The sequence below is a fragment of the Rhodococcus sp. ARC_M6 genome (assembly GCF_022810305.1).
Lineage (GTDB): Bacteria > Actinomycetota > Actinomycetes > Mycobacteriales > Mycobacteriaceae > Rhodococcus_F.
Genome location: NZ_JALGQH010000013.1, coordinates 14,209 through 30,736, shown reverse-complemented (window position 1 = coordinate 30,736; position 16,528 = coordinate 14,209). Strand labels below are relative to the sequence as shown.

Annotated in this window: 17 protein-coding genes; 12 read left to right on the top strand and 5 right to left on the bottom strand. The window is 61.1% G+C overall.

Annotation, left to right across the window (positions count from 1 at the left end; translation table 11 throughout):
- Positions 1–32 precede the first annotated feature (32 nt).
- Genes MTX36_RS15355 through MTX36_RS15340 form a run of 4 tightly spaced genes read left to right on the top strand, consistent with a single transcriptional unit; the run spans position 33 to position 4,596 of the window.
- Complete coding sequence (locus MTX36_RS15355; protein WP_243620613.1) at positions 33–1,418, top strand: hypothetical protein; 1,386 nt, start codon at positions 33–35, stop codon at positions 1,416–1,418.
- A 27-nt stretch (positions 1,419–1,445) separates the two neighbouring features.
- On the top strand, positions 1,446–2,165 hold the full coding sequence (locus tag MTX36_RS15350) for a transglutaminase-like domain-containing protein (RefSeq protein WP_243620612.1): 720 nt from the start codon (positions 1,446–1,448) through the stop codon (positions 2,163–2,165).
- Positions 2,166–2,194: 29 nt separating this feature from the next.
- On the top strand, positions 2,195–3,052 hold the full coding sequence (map, locus tag MTX36_RS15345; RefSeq protein WP_094272329.1) for a type I methionyl aminopeptidase: 858 nt from the start codon (positions 2,195–2,197) through the stop codon (positions 3,050–3,052).
- 2 nt (positions 3,053–3,054) lie between these two features.
- Complete coding sequence (locus tag MTX36_RS15340; RefSeq protein ID WP_243620695.1) at positions 3,055–4,596, top strand: cobyric acid synthase; 1,542 nt, start codon at positions 3,055–3,057, stop codon at positions 4,594–4,596.
- Here the strand turns inward: MTX36_RS15340 and MTX36_RS15335 are convergent.
- The 5 genes from MTX36_RS15335 to MTX36_RS15315 all read right to left on the bottom strand — a co-directional run bounded on the left by MTX36_RS15335 (position 4,544) and on the right by MTX36_RS15315 (position 8,064).
- The gene (locus tag MTX36_RS15335; RefSeq protein WP_243620611.1) at positions 4,544–4,933 is read right to left on the bottom strand and encodes a hypothetical protein; all 390 of its coding nucleotides are present in this window, start codon (positions 4,931–4,933) and stop codon (positions 4,544–4,546) included. The genes MTX36_RS15340 and MTX36_RS15335 overlap by 53 nt on opposite strands.
- Positions 4,934–4,979: 46 nt before the next feature.
- On the bottom strand, positions 4,980–5,513 hold the full coding sequence (locus tag MTX36_RS15330) for a hypothetical protein (RefSeq protein WP_243620610.1): 534 nt from the start codon (positions 5,511–5,513) through the stop codon (positions 4,980–4,982).
- 389 nt (positions 5,514–5,902) lie between these two features.
- Positions 5,903–6,769 carry a PhzF family phenazine biosynthesis protein gene (locus tag MTX36_RS15325; RefSeq protein WP_243620609.1) on the bottom strand — a complete coding sequence of 289 codons (867 nt, stop codon included), beginning with the start codon at positions 6,767–6,769 and terminating at the stop codon, positions 5,903–5,905.
- Positions 6,770–6,873: 104 nt separating this feature from the next.
- Positions 6,874–7,338 carry a hypothetical protein gene (locus MTX36_RS15320; protein ID WP_243620608.1) on the bottom strand — a complete coding sequence of 155 codons (465 nt, stop codon included), beginning with the start codon at positions 7,336–7,338 and terminating at the stop codon, positions 6,874–6,876.
- Positions 7,339–7,476: 138 nt separating this feature from the next.
- Complete coding sequence (locus MTX36_RS15315; protein WP_243620607.1) at positions 7,477–8,064, bottom strand: hypothetical protein; 588 nt, start codon at positions 8,062–8,064, stop codon at positions 7,477–7,479.
- 219 nt (positions 8,065–8,283) lie between these two features.
- Here MTX36_RS15315 and MTX36_RS15310 point away from each other — a divergent pair, with 219 nt between their 5' ends.
- The 8 genes from MTX36_RS15310 (at position 8,284) to MTX36_RS15275 (ending at position 16,452) form a co-directional block, all read left to right on the top strand.
- The gene (locus MTX36_RS15310; RefSeq protein ID WP_243620606.1) at positions 8,284–8,886 is read left to right on the top strand and encodes a hypothetical protein; all 603 of its coding nucleotides are present in this window, start codon (positions 8,284–8,286) and stop codon (positions 8,884–8,886) included.
- 108 nt (positions 8,887–8,994) lie between these two features.
- A complete protein-coding gene (locus tag MTX36_RS15305; protein ID WP_243620605.1) occupies positions 8,995–9,438 on the top strand; it encodes a PPOX class F420-dependent oxidoreductase in 444 nt (147 codons plus the stop codon).
- Between the two features lie 87 nt (positions 9,439–9,525).
- Positions 9,526–10,143 carry a TetR/AcrR family transcriptional regulator gene (locus MTX36_RS15300; protein ID WP_243620604.1) on the top strand — a complete coding sequence of 206 codons (618 nt, stop codon included), beginning with the start codon at positions 9,526–9,528 and terminating at the stop codon, positions 10,141–10,143.
- Positions 10,140–11,153 carry a TIGR03617 family F420-dependent LLM class oxidoreductase gene (locus tag MTX36_RS15295; protein WP_243620603.1) on the top strand — a complete coding sequence of 338 codons (1,014 nt, stop codon included), beginning with the start codon at positions 10,140–10,142 and terminating at the stop codon, positions 11,151–11,153. Before MTX36_RS15300 ends, MTX36_RS15295 begins: the two co-directional genes overlap by 4 nt.
- Positions 11,150–11,962, top strand: a complete 813-nt coding sequence (locus MTX36_RS15290; protein WP_243620602.1) for an enoyl-CoA hydratase/isomerase family protein — start codon at positions 11,150–11,152, stop codon at positions 11,960–11,962. Before MTX36_RS15295 ends, MTX36_RS15290 begins: the two co-directional genes overlap by 4 nt.
- Positions 11,959–12,906, top strand: a complete 948-nt coding sequence (locus tag MTX36_RS15285; RefSeq protein WP_243620601.1) for an SDR family NAD(P)-dependent oxidoreductase — start codon at positions 11,959–11,961, stop codon at positions 12,904–12,906. The genes MTX36_RS15290 and MTX36_RS15285 overlap by 4 nt, the downstream gene beginning before the upstream one ends.
- A gap of 8 nt (positions 12,907–12,914) precedes the next feature.
- On the top strand, positions 12,915–15,149 hold the full coding sequence (locus MTX36_RS15280) for an acyl-CoA dehydrogenase (RefSeq protein WP_243620600.1): 2,235 nt from the start codon (positions 12,915–12,917) through the stop codon (positions 15,147–15,149).
- Positions 15,150–15,405: 256 nt separating this feature from the next.
- Entirely contained in the window at positions 15,406–16,452 is a 1,047-nt protein-coding gene (locus tag MTX36_RS15275; protein WP_243620599.1) for a hypothetical protein, read from the top strand.
- Positions 16,453–16,528: the final 76 nt, after the last annotated feature.

Genomic DNA, 16,528 nt, shown 5'->3' with positions numbered 1-16,528 from the left:
GGTATGAGTGAATGCGACACTATGAAAGGCGCATGAGCGCCCCGCAAGACGAGTTCCGCGCTGCGCCGCCGCGACGTGCATTCAAGGCAGGTTCGATGGCCGGCCACGGCGGTGTTCTCTGGGTACTCGACGTCAGTCACCCACTTCTGCTGCGTCGGGTCGGAAACGGCGAGGTTGCCGAGCACGTCATACCAGGACCGATACGTGGTTCGGGGATTGTGGGATACAAGATTCGGTCACTGTGGGCCGACGAGTCCGGATGCTGGATCACCGGCCCGGACGGGATCGCGCATTGTGATTCCGCAGGCGTGGTGCGAGTGCTCGACGAGGCTCCGGTCCTTAGTGCGGCACTGGTAAGCGGAGTCCTCGCATACACGACCCATCGATACGGACGCGATGGCGGCGCACCGACGCCGATCCGGCTCCGGACAATTCAGGGGAGCGTGAAAGAGGTCACGGTACCGGCTGATGTTCAGAGTATCGGCGTCGAGCAGTCTGGATTTCTGGTATTCATGCGAACCGGCGTGCAAGGAACGAGTGCTGCACTATTCGACCGCGGATGTTGGTGCGCGAGAGTCGCGTTGGACGGAACATGCACGATCGGTACAGCGTGGCCGCGGCGGTACTGGAAGACGATGGATGTGCAGTTGGTGGATATCGGCGCACCATTGGCGGTGTCACGGTCCTCGATGTCCGCTGAAGTTCTCGACGACAACCTCTTCCCGGCGTTGAGGATTCCCTTGAGTTCATCCTTCGGGCCGTGGCCTGTGGTGGGTGGGCCGTGGTTCGCGGCAACCGGGAGTCATGTCGCGAGTGCACATCGCGACGACCGGTTCGACGTCGTGTTCAACTCTCGGGCTGAGAGTTTCGCCTACTATCGACTCGACCGCCACCTCACCCGTCCGGCCGCTTGGGCGTTCGCGCCGGGATTTCCGAAAGACCTTGCAGTGCTGGCGTCTTCTGGGCAATTGTGGATTTCGACGACCGAGGATCTGTATGTCTCCGAACCGGATTCGTTGGGCCGAGGCGGTGAAATCGAGTTGCGTGAAGCGGATCAACAGGACCTCCCCATGCCCTACCTGCCGGTGAATCCACCAGCCGAAGTTGGCGATCCCGAAGTGTGGGCCTGCCGGGAACGGGCGCGACTCATCGAGGAGAACAGGGACCTCGGCTTGATCGACGTGGAGATCGAAGGATGGTTCCCGTTCACCACTGTGTTGGTGACGTTCCAACTTTCGGAATTGCGCGGCGTTGTGTGCGCTCGACGCTTCGGCCTCTTCAATCGCGATGGTCAACCTGCGTTGTGGCGAGGTGCGCCGACGCTGCTGGGTTCGATACACCTGGACATCATGGAAACCGGCGGCGTCCGACGGTTGAGATCACAATCACCGGACGCTTTCGGTCGAGTGTGGGTGTGACAGGCGGAACGTGGTTACTGTGCAGGGATGACGTGCGCTGTGATGTCAGGCCTTCGAATCGGCGACGCGACCCGTGGTGATGCTGTGGGCGGCGTCCACGCGTCGGCGATTCTCGATTGGGGTCACCTGAGGGTCGAACAGCTTTATACCGATATCACGCACGATGCGATGTCCGAGCGCGAGTTCCTCATGGTTGCGCATCGAGCGATCCAGCAGAAAGTTCGCGCTGTCTACGCACTTGATGACACCCAGCCAGTTTCTGTCACTCTCGGACGGGGACGTGGCTCGTGCAGTCAGCGTCTGGCCGTTCTCGAGGCGTTGGCGCGTCGCCACGGGATTACGACGCGGGTGACCGGGCTGATCCTGCGTGGCGAGTTCTGGTACCCCCGATTCCGTAGATTGCATGCCTTCATCCCCGAGCGCGTGTTGCTGGCCTGGCCGGAGTTCCTGATCGACGGCAACTGGTGTGACGTATCCGAGGTGCTGGTGGAACCCGCCGAGGCGACGTCGTTCGAGCCGTTCGCCAACGCCGGAGCCGAGACCCTGTTCGACGCACTTTCGCGGGTACCGATCAGCTGGAGTGAAACCAGTTCGTGCGATTGCCTGGACTTCTCCGAGTTCGTTGAAAAGGAGCTGGGTACCTTCGATTCTCGCGATGTACTCTTCACCGAATTCGGTCAGACGATGTCTACTCCGATCAGGGCTGTCATCGATCCTGTGTTCCGGAATTGGAGTGCGTCCGGCTAGCTCGAGGATCGAGGTCTAGGCTGTTCTGCATGTCTGTGCGCACACCGTTGGTCCCCGGAACCGTCTCACCTGTACTTGCCGTGCCCTCCAAGATCGAGCGGCCCGAGTACGCGTGGAGGCCGACCGCCAAGGAAGGCAACGAGCCGTGGATCCAGACTCCGGAGACCATCGAGGCGATGCGTATCGCCAGCAAAATCGCTGCGCAGGCGCTGCAAGAGGCCGGCAAAGCGGTTGCTCCCGGCGTTACCACGGACGAGCTTGATCGCATCGCCCACGAGTACATGATCGACCACGGCGCTTACCCGTCGACGTTGGGCTACAAGAGCTTTCCCAAGTCTTGCTGCACATCCCTCAACGAGGTGATTTGCCACGGTATCCCCGATTCCACCGTCATTCAGGACGGTGACATCGTCAACATCGACGTCACCGCGTACATCGGTGGCGTCCATGGCGACACCAATGCAACGTTCCTTGCCGGGGATGTATCCGAGGAGCATCGACTGCTCGTCGAGCGCACCCACGAAGCCACGATGCGGGCAATCAAGGCAGTCAAGCCGGGTCGCGCACTCAACGTCATCGGCCGCGTCATCGAGTCGTACGCTCATCGCTTCGGCTACGGCGTCGTCCGCGACTTCACCGGCCACGGCATTGGTGAGACCTTCCATAACGGCCTCGTCATTCTGCATTACGACGAGCCCACCGTCGAGACGATCATCGAGCCCGGCATGGTCTTCACCATCGAACCGATGATCAACCTCGGTGGCATCGACTACGAGATCTGGGAAGACGACTGGACCGTCGTCACGAAGGACCGTAAGTGGACGGCGCAGTTCGAACACACCTTGGTCGTCACCGACACCGGTGCCGAGATCCTGACCCTGCCTTGACCCTGCGCGGTGCCCTGCTCGTAGCCGGCACGACGTCGGATGCGGGTAAGAGCGTGCTTGTGGCCGGTCTCTGCCGGATGTTGGCACGCCGCGGTGTTCGTGTCGCGCCGTTCAAGGCGCAGAACATGTCCAATAACTCCGTCGTCACCCTGGATGGTGGCGAAATCGGACGTGCGCAGGCACTTCAGGCACGGGCCTGTGGGCTCGAGCCGAGTGTGCGTTTCAATCCCGTACTGCTCAAACCGGGAAGTGATCGCACGTCGCAGCTGGTGGTGCGCGGCAAAGCGATGACAGCGGTCGGTGCGCGTGACTACATGCAGCATCGAGCGTGGTTGCGGGGCGTCGTGGCGGAAGATCTGGCGTCGTTGCGCGAGGACTTCGACGTCGTGATCTGTGAGGGAGCTGGTTCTCCGGCCGAGATCAATTTGCGGGCAACAGATCTCGCAAACATGGGGCTGGCCGAGGCGGCGCAGATTCCGGTGATCGTGGTCGGTGACATCGACCGTGGGGGAGTCCTTGCGCATCTCTTCGGAACTGTCGCGGTTCTGTCGGAAAGTGACCAAGCCTTGATCGCCGGGTTTGTGATCAACAAGTTTCGCGGCGAGGTCGGACTGCTGGAACCGGGACTCGAGCAACTGCGCCAGTTGACGGGGCGTCCGACGCTGGGTGTCATTCCCTTCGCCGAAGATCTGTGGCTCGACGCCGAGGACTCCTTGGGGGTGACCGGCAATGCTCCCGTAGGTCGACCCGGGCCACCAGTTGGATCGTCGTGGCTGACCGTTGCCGCAATCCGATTGCCTCGCATCTCCAACTCGACAGATGTCGAAGCGCTGGCTTGTGAACCGGGCGTTGCGGTTTCGTGGATCACGGATCCCTCGCGGGTTCGCGATGCGGACCTCGTGGTGATCCCGGGCAGCAAGTCCACCGTGAGCGATCTGGAATGGTTGCGCAGTACCGGACTGGCCGACGAGATCATTGCCCGAGCGGGTCGCGGGCAGCCGATTCTCGGCATTTGTGGTGGGTACCAAATGCTGGGTAAGACGATTGTCGATGACGTGGAATCGGGATCCGGCACCACGCCTGGTCTCGGTTTGTTGGATCTCGAAATCGAGTTCGCTGCGGACAAGGTGCTGGCCCAGGTGAAGGGGAACGCCGACGGTGTTGCAGTGTCCGGGTACGAGATTCACCATGGACGGGTGGTTTGCAACGGCGACTCGCCACTCCTGCACAATGCCGACGGCACTCCGGAGGGAAGCATTCGAGGCTCGGTTCGCGGGACTCACTGGCACGGGCTTTTGGAAAGCGATGACTATCGCCGGATGCTACTGACGGATGTCGCCGGTAATGGATTTGTTGTTGCCGAGAATGTTTCGGTCGCTGAGGTCCGTGAACAGCAACTCGACCTCCTGGCCGACCTCGTCGAGAAATATGTCGATCAGGATGCGCTCGACAAACTGATCGGCGGGGGAGTGCCGAATGGATTGCCCATCATCACTTCTCGGGTCGGGCTTGGTCAAGGGCCGCCGAGAATTCCGTACTCGTAAAACTGATCTTCACACTCGAGGTATACCCGCATCGGCACACCCCTTCGGTCGGGCCGAATGCGTAGATCGAATGCAGCGGTGGCAGCCACCCAATCTTGTTGAACGAGATACCGTCCCGAGTCCGACCGTCGGGCAGCGTCGAATCTTCGAGAACCTGTGCCCGTGTGAACGGTTCGGGACCTTCGTACGTCCTGCCGGCGACGTCAATTCGCGGCGGCGCTTCAAGCCAATTGAACGAGTGGTAGCGAGCCCGCATGTAGACGCTGCCGAAGATCAGGATCAGGACGATGAGAACAGCCAGAAGTGGCGTCATCCGTCGAAGACGTGCTCGTGTCATCGTTCGAATGTAGCTCGACGTTGGGTTGCGATCGGTCAGGGTTCGGCTACGCGAGCATGCTCAGTAGCAGTGGCGTCGACATGGTGGGAACAAACCCGTCGATCAGGACCCGCTGGCAACCGTCCATTTCGACCACGGCGGTTTTCTCCATAGCGACGCCGTCTGCGCCTCGGACCTCTATCGTCAGCGCAGAAGCACGGGATGCCGGTAGCGAGCACTCGGACGCTGGTTCCAGAAACGCAATCCCGCGCAGGGATGCAATGTCGTGCGCCCGGGCCGATTCGACGAACGAAACTTCGGACCCGTCGATGTTGTAGTGGCAGAACGAGCGAGCTGGGACTGACAGGGCGTCGGCGTCCATGGTTGTCAATCCAGGTGTCGGCAGTGGCAGATCGAGGTCACAGCCGGTGTATCCGTGTAAGCCGCTGGCCGAGAGGGTGATTGGCCGCGCGGTTCGGCTCGACTCCGTGAGCGCGCGTACCTCGCCGAGTCCGTCGGGAATGTTGTACCCACACTGATCCTCGGGATAGGAGGCACGCATTCCTCGACCCTTGTCGTCGATCAACCAAAGATCCGGCATCGATGCTTCTGATGACAGCGCGCACACGCGAGTTGCAGTGCCTGGTGCTGTCGACGGTCCATTCAGGGATTCGATGGTGGTAGTCAGATCGCCAGTCCATCGGACCTCGTAGAACGTGGCAGTCGGTCCTTCTGTTACGACTGAATCTGCTTGCAGCTCACACATTATCGCTGACACGGGATGGAAGCCGGTGGGTACCGTGCCCGGCCTCGGGCTGAGGTTGCTTATCCGGTCCGTCGACGCGACCGCTTCGGGGGTAAACGGGGCAGCGCACGCGGCGGCCTCGACAATCTCGGCCGGTGCGCGGACCGGGCCTCTTTCAGGGATTGTGGACGCGCAACCAGTCACGGCAAACAGAGACGCTACCGAGGCGATGGCGAGAAGTCTCATCAGTCGGCTGCGGTGATCGGGACCGCTGTTCCCGTCACCGAGATACCGCCCTGCGTCGGAATGTCGACCAGCAGGATGCTTGGCCTACCGACATGCCGGCCCTGGTGAATGGTGATGCGGCGGGGAGTGTTTGCGGGATCGAGAGCACGAAGGTATCCGCCCGTCGAGGCTGCGGCGGATCCTGTTGCCGGATCTTCAATGATGTCGCCGGCGGGGAAAAGGTTCCGCGCTTCGAAGGTGTTGTCGTCCAATCGATGCAGGAATGTCACGGTCCCAGGCCAGCCTTGCGCATCCATCAGTCCGCGCATTGTCGACGGGTCGAAGGTGAACTGGTCGAATGTCGACTGGTCCCGAAGAACCACTACGGGATGGGTGTTGCCGGCATAGGACAGTCGAGGAGGGAAGTCGGTGTCGATGGCCGAGGAGTCGAGACCGACGAGTCCCAGTAGGGCGGTGAGTACAGCATGGTCGATATCCGTCACCGACGGTTCGACGCTGGTGAAAGTGGCACGGATGCCTGACTCGTCGATCTGGGTCGTGATCGGCACCGGCCCAACGGAAGTCTCGAACACGAAGGTGCCGGCGCAGTCACGTTCGGTGAGTGCCACGGCGGTGGCGATGGTGGCGTGACCGCAAAACGGGATCTCCGAAATGGGGGAGAAGTATCGAATTGTGCTGTGCTGCTGGTTCTCTGCAGACCCTGGTTCGGTAATGAAGGCGGTCTCCGGATATCCGATGTGAGTCGCGATTGCCTGCAACTCTTGATCGTCGATTCCGCGGGCATCCAAAAGGATTCCTGCGGGATTGCCGCCGGCGGGATCGGAACTGAACGCGGTGTAGCGAAGGATATCGGGTGTGAGGGCCATGGATCTATTCTCCACCGAGGAAATGCGGTGCGGGAAGGGCCGGATTCTCGGAACTGGACTGCCCGACGCCGTGACTCGGAATTGACTTGTAGGTCACGCGTCGACTATTTCGGTCCCTTGGGGTGCAGGACATCAGAAATGCTTATATACCCAGCCTTCGGTTCGTTGGGAAGGCTGATCGGCAATAGCCCCATGCTTTCCCGGCGCTCGTTAGCCGAAAAAACATACTGCGCAAATTGGGGCTTAACCTGCACGTCGGGGAACTGTGCGCGAAGCTCCTCAATAATTTCGTAGCCCTCGTCATACCAGTCGAAGACATTTATCCCGGGAAGCCAACGCGGACGCGATGCGAAACCGTCGACCTCCTCCACGAAAAACTTTTGGAAGCGGTCAGTCCACGCCAGTATCTTCTTTCCCAGAGCATCGTGAATCCCAATTTGGCTGGGGAGAACGTACGGCTGCCTCGGCCGGCTGATTCTTACCAGTTCCTTCGAAGGCCAGAGAGAACTGGGATGGCCATAGTCAGGGTAGAGGCGAATGACAAGCCCTTCCGTGTCTCGTATTTCCATTCTGACTCCTTGAGTCTTCGTGAAACCGGCTGGGCACCTGCACTTTCGAGGATCTCAATGAGGCTGTTGAGCTGCTCGATTCTGCTGTGCACGCTCCGTACAGGGGTGCCTCCTGCCGGCCTGTTGCGTGGCCGCTACTTACGGAAATGCGTACCAGTTGTCAGCAACCACGTTATAACGACCGAATTGGTCCGGGTTCGGGGCGCAGTTCGCCGTGTATATCCACCCGGCATTGAGTACGACGCTCTGCTCGAGGTCGGCGAAATACACGCAGTTGTCCTCTCTGATATAGACGTGGAACTCGAGTACGTCGATCACGGTTCTTCGGCCGGTATAGGGTGTCTGGTTCTGCTGCATCGAGTCTGCGAGTTGCTCCATCTCGCCCCGAGCCCGGTCGAAGGCGCTCTCCGTCGGCGTCGGAACCAGCACAAACACCAAGGCTGTCGACGCCACGACCAGTGGGGCAAGCCCGATTCGCCACGACAACTGCTGCTCACGTTTCCAGTAACCGTAGGACCGGAAGATCCAGAGTGAGCCGACAACAGTCAACCCTAGAAGAGCTATCCCAACCGTTGCAGCTTCGAGGAGGATAACTGCGGGACGGGAGTATCGCCACCAGTCGTAACGGACCCCAGCGAGCAGGGCTAGGAACGGGACTGGGGCGAGAGCGAAGCCGAGTCCAGGCGGATGTGTTCTGAGAAGCTTGTTGTCACGGTGACCTCTCATTCTTCGCACATTGTCAGAGTAGCCGCGGGATTCGGTAATGATTCCCGAAGTACTTTTTCAGATCGCAGTCTGTCAGCCCGGACAGTGACGTTGTTCTATTTGTCTACCATTTCAGCTCGATTGTTGGGTGCCGTAGGGAATCGGGAGACATTTGATGTGGTGGCGTGTCGTTGTACTCAGATGTGAACGGTTGGCAGATTGTCCGGGAAGAATAAGCGGATGAGCCTGAGCGTGTGTACCGACATATCGGCGTCCGATTGGTTGGTTGGGCAGGATATGCCGTGGTACCAACTTTCCGTGAAGGGTCCGGTCGGGTTTCCGGCCTATGCGAGGCTCCGGTTCCTTCCCGACGCCCCCTTCGAGGGCCAGAAGACAACTGATGTGGGCTTTGTAGACAGTTGGTACGAGGACAACACCGAATCCGAGCAGTTCACAGTTGTCCTGGAGATACTGTCCCACTACACCTCCACACCCGACAACTGCTACTTCTGCTTGTGGGACGGTTGGGGATGTGAGGTCATCGGCGATGACGTTCCGATGGTGAAGATCCCTAACCGTGACTACTGGCTGTTCCGCGGTGCACTCACGGATTGGAAGGACTGGGGCCGCGATGCTCAGTTCAGTCCGCGCGGTGCGTCTGGCGCTGACCCGGCGTTCATCTGGCCGTCGGATCACGCGTGGTGTGTCGCAAACGATATCGATCCTGACTTCGCAGTGATCGGAGGGCCGGCCGAGGCGATCGAACTTCTCATCGCAGATCCGCGGATCGATGCAGTAGCCGTTGCCCCGTACGCCGCCACCGATCCCGACCGCTACTTCTGAATGACGTTGGATGGCAAGGGAAATCATTTGGCGCAAACGTGCCAATAATTCCGGGAGTCACAGCCCGACGTCAGGAACAACGTGAACTCCGTCGTGGTTGATCGAACTATGACTGACAACACCGAAATCCGGGACACGTTGCTCGAGCTTGTTGCCAAAGGGAAACATGGAGTCTTGGTGACAATCAAACGCGACGGTCGACCTCAGCTGTCCAACATAATTTTTTCCTGGGACGCAGAGTCGCGAATTGCATCGGTGTCGATTACGGCAGACCGCGCGAAGAGCAAAAATGCTGCCCGGGACCCGCGTGTATCGCTACATGTCAGCGCGCCGGATTTCTGGAGTTATGCGGTGATCGAGGGGCTGGCCGAACTGACTCCGGTGGCGGCGGACCCGCATGACGAGGTTGCTGATGCGCTGGTCGAGTTGTACCGCGACATCAGTGGCCAGGAGCATCCTGATTGGGAGGACTACCGCCGCGCCATGGTCGCCGAGCGCCGCCAGATTCTGAGCCTGCGCGCGGATCACGTGTACGGAGCGCCCGGAAAGTAGGCAAACGAGTGGTGAAGGCTTCAGGCGCGCTACTTAAATAGTTGCAAATCTCCACGGAATAATAACGTTACGAGTTACTATGTAATAGTGAATTCCGAGATCCAACTGCGCCCTGGACGTCCGCGTGACCTGAGCAAGGATCAGGCAGTGCTCGTTGCAGCACGTCGACTCCTGGCAGATGTCGGCTACCAACAGACAACGATTGCGGCGATCGCGCGTCTGGCCGGCGTGAATACGCCTGTTATCTATCGTCGGTGGCCTACGCGGGAGGCTTTGATCGAGGAGGCAGTGCATGGCACGGGAGGGCACCCGCTGCCTGATGAATCCGGTGACCTCCGGACCGATCTTGCCCTCTGGGTACGTGTTTTCCTCGTTCGTGCTGCGCGTCCGGCTGCGCGCGCCGGTGTGCCGGGCCTACTTGCCGATTCGCAAAGCCACGAGGCCCGTCAACGACTGCTGGCGATCGGTGCGCCGGTCCGTAAGGCCTTCCAAGGTCTGCTCGAAGGTGCCGCAGCCAGAGGCGAAGTACCGGCCGGCGTAGACGCGATGTTCCTGTTCGACTTGATGTCCGGTGCAACGACAATGCGCGGGTTGACCAGAGGTACCGAGGACGAAGACGACTTTGTCGATTCGCTTGCGGGTTCCCTGTTCGTGTTGGCTGCGCACGCCACCGAGACGCGCGAGATGAAAGCGGTGCATAAGTGAAGATCGACCTTCAGTTGAATGGCCGACCCGAGGATGCGGCAGCACGGGCGAAAGAACTGGTCGCCCTGGGCGCAGACGGCCTTTTCACGTTCGAGGGAGCGCACGACGTGTTCGTCCCGCTCGTCGCGGCGTCGGGTGCCGTCCAAACAGACCTGATGACTAACGTGGCAATTGCGTTGCCCCGCAGCCCGTTACATCTGGCTCATGTCGCGAATGACCTACAGTCCTTGAGTCGGGGACGATTCCGGCTGGGCTTGGGCTCGCAGGTACGTCCGCACATCGAGCGACGTTACGGCACCGAATGGTCGCGTCCGGCGGCCCGGATGCGGGAGTCGGTTTTGGCGGTCAAGGCGATCTTCACTGCGTGGGAGGAACGTTCACCACTCGACTTCGTCGGCGAGTTTACGCGGCACACCTTCATGCCCCCGACATTCGACCCCGGCCCAAATCCGTACGGCAGGCCGGAAATTTGTCTGGGAGCTTTGGGTCCCTTGATGACTCGGGCGGCAGCGGAGGTGGCGGACGGATTGCTCGTCATGCCCTTCAACAGTGCCCGGCACTTTCGGGAACGTACGATGCCCGCGATCGAGGAGGGGCTCGCACTGGGCGAGCGCACGCAATCGGACCTGGCGATCTACCCCCAGGTTCTGGTCGGTGTCGGTCGCACGCCCGATGAACTGGATGCTGCCGAGCGTGGGGTCCGGAGCCTGCTCGGGTTCTACGCATCCACCCCGGCGTATCGGCCGGTGCTCGAGGTTGACGGGTGGGAAGACGTTCAACCGGAACTCAATTCGCTGGCGCGGAATCGCGAATTCGACGCGATGAGAGACCTGATTGATCGCGACATGATGAACGCCATTGCGGTGGTGGGAACTCCCGAAGAATGTGCAGCAAAGATCATCGCGCGCTTCGGAGGCCATGCTGATCGTGTGTGCTGCTATTTCCCGGGCTATCCGGTGGTGGATCAACATATCGCGGAGATGATTTCAGCGCTCGAGGTGGATCAATGACAACGGGGCTATCGGTGGAAGTTGACTGTGGCGTCGCCGTCATTACGCTCAATCGTCCGAAGCAGCGCAATGCGTTCACCGGGGTGATGGGTCGGGCGCTGGGAGCGGCCTACCGCGCCCTCGATGACGACGACGCGGTTCGCGCGATCGTGCTGACCGGCGCACCTCCGGCATTTTGCGCGGGCGCGGATCTCGGTGGCGGCGCAGATACCTTCGACGCTCCGGCTGACACGTTCACGGCGTCTCCCGTGAATCCGCCCGCCTTCGATCTTCGTAAGCCTGTTATCGCCGCGGTGAACGGGCATGCGATCGGAATCGGCTTGACTATCGCGATGCAGGCAGACATTCGGATCTTCGCCGATAACGCCAAGTACTCGATACCGCAGGTTCGGCGGGGCGTGCTGCCGGACGGCATGTCGCACTGGACAGTTCCGCACATCGCGGGGATGGCGGTCGCGGCAGATATTCTGTTGACCGGTCGCACATTCAACGGTGCCGAGGCCGTGCGATTGGGCCTGGGAAGCCGTTGTCTGCCGGCCGACGAGGTGTTGCCCGCCGCATTGGACATCGCCCGTGATATCGCGGTAAATGTTGCGCCGATGTCGGCAGCGTTGTCCAAACGCCTCCTGTGGCAGACCGCACGGCGGGGATTCGAACCTGAACGGGTGGCGGAACTCGAGACTGAATTGCACTTGCGGGTCATGGGCAAACCCGACGCCGCTGAGGGTGTCGGTGCCTATTTGGAAAAGCGTGACCCCCAATGGGTTTCGAAACTGTCCGAGGAATGGCAGGAGGTTGCGCCGAAATGACGTCGCAGCCTACAGACGTTCCGGCGCTCACCACCGGCGATGTCCTCGCGGGCGTTGACCTGACCGGTCGAACCGTTGTCGTCACCGGCGCTTCGAGTGGACTGGGCGCGGAGACGGCCCGAGCCCTCGCCGGTGCTGGTGCCCACGTCGTCCTCACCGCGCGTGACATTTCTGCTGCGGGGACAGTGGCGACTCGAATCCGCGCCGCGCACCCCACCGCCGAGTTGGATGTTTTCGAGGTTGATCTCGGTGACGTGGAAAGTATTGGCGCACTGGTAGATCGACTGTCGGAACGATCTATGACGGTGGACGTTCTGATTAACAATGCGGGGGTGATGTACACGCCGTTCGAGCACACTCGGGACGGTTTCGAGCGTCAGTTCGGTACCAACCACCTCGGTCACTTTGCGCTGACCACCGCGCTGTTGCCGATGTTGGTAGCTACCGCCGATAAATCCGGTCGAGCGGCCCGAGTGATCACGGTGTCTTCCGACGCACATCGGGCTCACCCGGTTGATCTCGCCGATCCGAATTTCGAACGCCGCGCCTACGACAAGTTTGTTGCCTACGGGCAGTCCAAGTCGGCGAACGTGCTGATGACCGTCGAACTCGAACGACGGGTCGGAGGGGACGGTGTGCATGCATTCGCAGTTCATCCGGGGGTGTGCGCCACCGGAATCGCGCGTCACATGTCTCGAGAAGACATGGCCGAGATGAAGCGTCTGGCGTCGGGGACGTCGAATTCACTCTCGAATCTCAAGTCCATCCCGGCTGCCGCAGCGACATCGGTCTGGGGTGCAATCGCGCCCGAGCTCGATTCCATCGGCGGTGGCTATCTCGCGGACTGCAGCGTCGGCGCGGCCAGTGCCCATGCGACCGACCCCACGACCGCCGCCGATCTGTGGGAACTCTCCACCAAGCTCACCACCATGCACGTGAAATAGGAGGACTGATGGCTCTACCGATCAACGAGGATCAGCAGGCGCTGGCGAATTCTGTTGCGGCATTTGCCCGACGGACCGCGCCGATCGCCGAGACCAGGACTCATGTCGACGCGTTGTCTGCTGGTAGCGGACCCGGCATGGTGTGGGATGCGGTGGTGCGTCAAGGATGGCACAACATGCACTTGCCGGAGTCCGTTGACGGTTCGGAGTGCGGGCTTGATGTTCTCGCGGTAGTGGTCGAGCAGTTCGGCAAGTCCATGTTCCCCGGACATTATGTGCCGACCGTGATTGCGAGTGCTGTTGCGGCGACGGCCTCGAGTGGTGCCGGCGATCTGCTCCTCGCGTTCAGTGAGGGTTCCACCGGCGCGATCGTTGCGGGGAATCGGTTGACGGCACGCCAGACGGCCACCGGCTGGGTTGTGGACGGTCTTTCGGATCCGACACTCGGATTACCTGGTGCGGCCAAGTTTCTCGTGCGCGCGGCAGATGTAGATGCGCCTGACGTGAACCTGTGGTTCTGGCTCGACGGGGCCGGGGCGTCTGCGACTGCGACAGTGACACCTTGCGACGCCCTCGATCTGACAAGGTCAGTAGGACGGCTCGAACTTGCCGGCCATTCGATCGCTCAGAACCAGGTACTGGCAGGCATCGACCAGGTGCGTGTCGACCTCATCGTCACGGCGTTGTTGGGGGCGGAGGCCAGCGGGATCGCAGCCTGGTGTCTGGAAACCGCGGTGGACTATGTGCGCACGCGACACCAGTTCGGGCGTCCGGTGGGCAGTTTCCAGGCAGTCCAGCACAAGGCTGCGCTGATGCTCGTCCGCTCGCAGATTGCTTGTGCTGCAGCGTGGGACGCAGCCCGGGCTGCCGAGGGAACGTCCGATCAGCAGCAACTGGTAGCAGCGCAGGCGGCGCTCAATGCCGCCCCATCCGGGATCGACCAGGCCCTCGATTGCATCAGCCTGCTCGGCGGCATCGGATTCACCTGGGAGCACGACGTGCACCTGTACTGGCGGCGGGCCGTGAGCATCGCGTCCGTCGTCGGCACCGAGGACGAATGGTCCAAGCGACTTGGCGAGGTAGCGCAACATGCCACTCGCGACTTTTCTTTTGTGGATCAGGACACGTTGCCGGACTTGCGAGTACGCGTCGGCGAGGTTCTCGACGATATTCTCGCACTCCCGGAAGACGAGGTCGCGACGGAAGGGTGGGCACCGTCACGCGGCGGCGCCCGCCGCGCCCGACTCGCTGCCGAAGGCTTGACCGCGCCTCACTACCCGCAGCCCTTCGGCCTCGACGCCGGACCGTTGGAGCAAGCTGTCATCGGTGACGAGTTTGCGCAACGGGGACTTGTTCAGCCCGACACGGGAATTGCCGAGTGGGTGTTGCCCACCCTGATCGCGCAGGGCACCGAGGAACAGCAGAAGAGGTTCGTGCCAACGACGCTGCGAGGTGAACTCGTGTGGTGCCAGCTGTTTTCCGAGCCGGGAGCTGGATCGGACCTCGCCGGTCTGTCCACCAAGGCCCGCAAGGTCGACGGCGGTTGGGTGCTTTCGGGTCAGAAGGTCTGGAATTCGCAAGCGAGGGAAGCGGACTGGGGCGTCTGCTTGGCCCGAACCGACGCGGACGTGAAGAAACATGCCGGCCTCACCTACTGCTTGATCGACATGAACTCCACCGGCGTCGACGTCCGCCCGCTGCAGCAGGCCACCGGAGTCTGGGAATTCAACGAGGTCTTCTTCGACGACGTGTTCGTACCCGACGACTGCGTCGTCGCCGGACCGGGCGACGGCTGGCGACTGGCCGTCACCACGTTGTCGAACGAGCGACTCAAGATGGGCACGGCCAAGTTCGGACACGGATCCGCGGACACAGTCCGGCAATTGCTCGACGGGGGAGAGTACGGGAGTACCCGCGACGAGGTGGTTCGAGTTCTCGGACGCAACACCGGCCGCGAGCTGTCCGTGGGAGCGATGAATCTGATGAGCGTCCTGCAACGATTGCACGGAACGGAGGACACGACTGGATCGGCGACCAGTGTGCAGAAGGTCTTCCACGCAATAGCACAGCGCGACGGGTCCCGTGCGTTGGTTGGTCTGCTCGGGCCGCTGGGCGCGGTGGGAAGTCCGGAAGAGCCGTATGTTCAGGACTACCTCGGTGTTCCGGCCGTCCTGATCGGCGGCGGCACCATCGAGATTCAGCTCAATGTCATCGCTCAGCGTGTGCTGGGATTGCCACGCTGATTCAGACACACGTTGAAAGTCATTGTCACCGCTGATATTGCGGGGAAACGACTTTCTGAATCCCCGGTAGCTGTATTGGGATTAATGCCTCAAAAACTGTGCGGTGGAGTTAATATCATGTCGGCCGGTCGACTTCGATGAGGAGACGCAGGACGGTGACGGGCCCAGCTCGAACCAAGAACAAGTACGGCATGCCTCGGCAGCTGTAGTTCTCGCCGTGACGTCCGTTGAACTCAGAGAGTCCGGAGGCACACACATGTTCAGATCTGGAAAAGACCGTTCGCTCTTTAGTCGGAGGTCACGTTGCGGGCTCGTAGCCGCCGGAACGCTGCTGGTTGCCGGTCTGCTGGCCACCGGCCTGGTGGCGCCGGCCGGCGCTTCCGGCAGCTTCGGCTCAGGGGGCTTCGGTGGGTTCGAGTTCGGTTCGTCCGGTGGGTTCGAGTTCGGTTCAGGTTCAGGTTCACTCGATCCGGGGTCGAGCGGTTCACTCGATCCGGCGTCGAGCAGTCCCGTCGATCCGATCCTGAGTGCTGTCGACGACAAGTCGAAGGCATGCGACAGCGGCAACACGGCTTTTGCCTACAATTCCCTGGCCACTGGCGCGCTCAACTGCTATGGCCCCTCCTTGGGCTTCCAGGCTCAGAGGGTAAATGAATACGGTGACGCGGTAGGCCTCGCGGGCACGGCGAGAGGGCTCGTGTCGCTGGACGTGTTGTTCGCGAGCTGGGCATGCAGCGTGAGCGGAGCGTGGTCCACCGGAGACTGTGTGTCGAACCCCGGGGATACTTTCAATGTTCCGATTACGGCCAGAATCTACGCTGCAGATAACTTGGCTACGCCCCTGGCTGTGGTGACCAAAACCGCTGCAATTCCGTACCGACCTTCGGCAGACAATGTGAACTGCACCGGCGCATTCGCGGGCCGGCGATTCAATGCTGATGGGGCGCAAGGTGTTAGCGGGTCCCAGCCAAGTGGCGGTCGGTGTCAGAGCTCCATTGGCGCGGTCGTCAACTTCCCGTTCCCCGCTGGGACCACACTTCCCGATCGGGTTGTCTGGACGGTTGCGTACAACACAACTTCCTTCGGCGACAGTCCGATCGGTACATCAGCCCCGTGCTTCTCTACCTCGGTCGGTTGCCCGTACGACGGACTCAATGTCGGAGCGACTGATTTTCCCAACGCGCCCTACTCCGGAACTAATCTCCTGCCAGTGGGAGAGGCCTACTCGTCCCAGGGTCAACCGTCGGCACCTCTGGCGACCTTCAGTAGTAACAAGCCATTAGGCGCGATCGCGACAAGATAGGGCCGCCGGAGAGGTGGCGGCATCTCGCGGATCGCGGTCATTCCGTAATCACGGTGGCGAAACAACGGCGCCGCTT

What these genes read in the sequence shown, in the direction of transcription:
- MTX36_RS15325 (WP_243620609.1), bottom strand. Translation starts at nt 6,769, where the DNA reads ATGGCCCTCACACCCGATATCCTTCGCTACACCGCGTTCAGTTCCGAT.
- MTX36_RS15355 (WP_243620613.1), top strand. Translation starts at nt 33, where the DNA reads ATGAGCGCCCCGCAAGACGAGTTCCGCGCTGCGCCGCCGCGACGTGCA.
- MTX36_RS15285 (WP_243620601.1), top strand. Translation starts at nt 11,959, where the DNA reads ATGACGTCGCAGCCTACAGACGTTCCGGCGCTCACCACCGGCGATGTC.
- MTX36_RS15350 (WP_243620612.1), top strand. Translation starts at nt 1,446, where the DNA reads ATGACGTGCGCTGTGATGTCAGGCCTTCGAATCGGCGACGCGACCCGT.
- MTX36_RS15315 (WP_243620607.1), bottom strand. Translation starts at nt 8,064, where the DNA reads ATGAGAGGTCACCGTGACAACAAGCTTCTCAGAACACATCCGCCTGGA.
- MTX36_RS15305 (WP_243620605.1), top strand. Translation starts at nt 8,995, where the DNA reads ATGACTGACAACACCGAAATCCGGGACACGTTGCTCGAGCTTGTTGCC.
- MTX36_RS15275 (WP_243620599.1), top strand. Translation starts at nt 15,406, where the DNA reads ATGTTCAGATCTGGAAAAGACCGTTCGCTCTTTAGTCGGAGGTCACGT.
- MTX36_RS15280 (WP_243620600.1), top strand. Translation starts at nt 12,915, where the DNA reads ATGGCTCTACCGATCAACGAGGATCAGCAGGCGCTGGCGAATTCTGTT.
- MTX36_RS15330 (WP_243620610.1), bottom strand. Translation starts at nt 5,513, where the DNA reads ATGCCGGATCTTTGGTTGATCGACGACAAGGGTCGAGGAATGCGTGCC.
- MTX36_RS15335 (WP_243620611.1), bottom strand. Translation starts at nt 4,933, where the DNA reads ATGACACGAGCACGTCTTCGACGGATGACGCCACTTCTGGCTGTTCTC.
- MTX36_RS15320 (WP_243620608.1), bottom strand. Translation starts at nt 7,338, where the DNA reads ATGGAAATACGAGACACGGAAGGGCTTGTCATTCGCCTCTACCCTGAC.
- map (WP_094272329.1), top strand. Translation starts at nt 2,195, where the DNA reads ATGTCTGTGCGCACACCGTTGGTCCCCGGAACCGTCTCACCTGTACTT.
- MTX36_RS15310 (WP_243620606.1), top strand. Translation starts at nt 8,284, where the DNA reads ATGAGCCTGAGCGTGTGTACCGACATATCGGCGTCCGATTGGTTGGTT.
- MTX36_RS15290 (WP_243620602.1), top strand. Translation starts at nt 11,150, where the DNA reads ATGACAACGGGGCTATCGGTGGAAGTTGACTGTGGCGTCGCCGTCATT.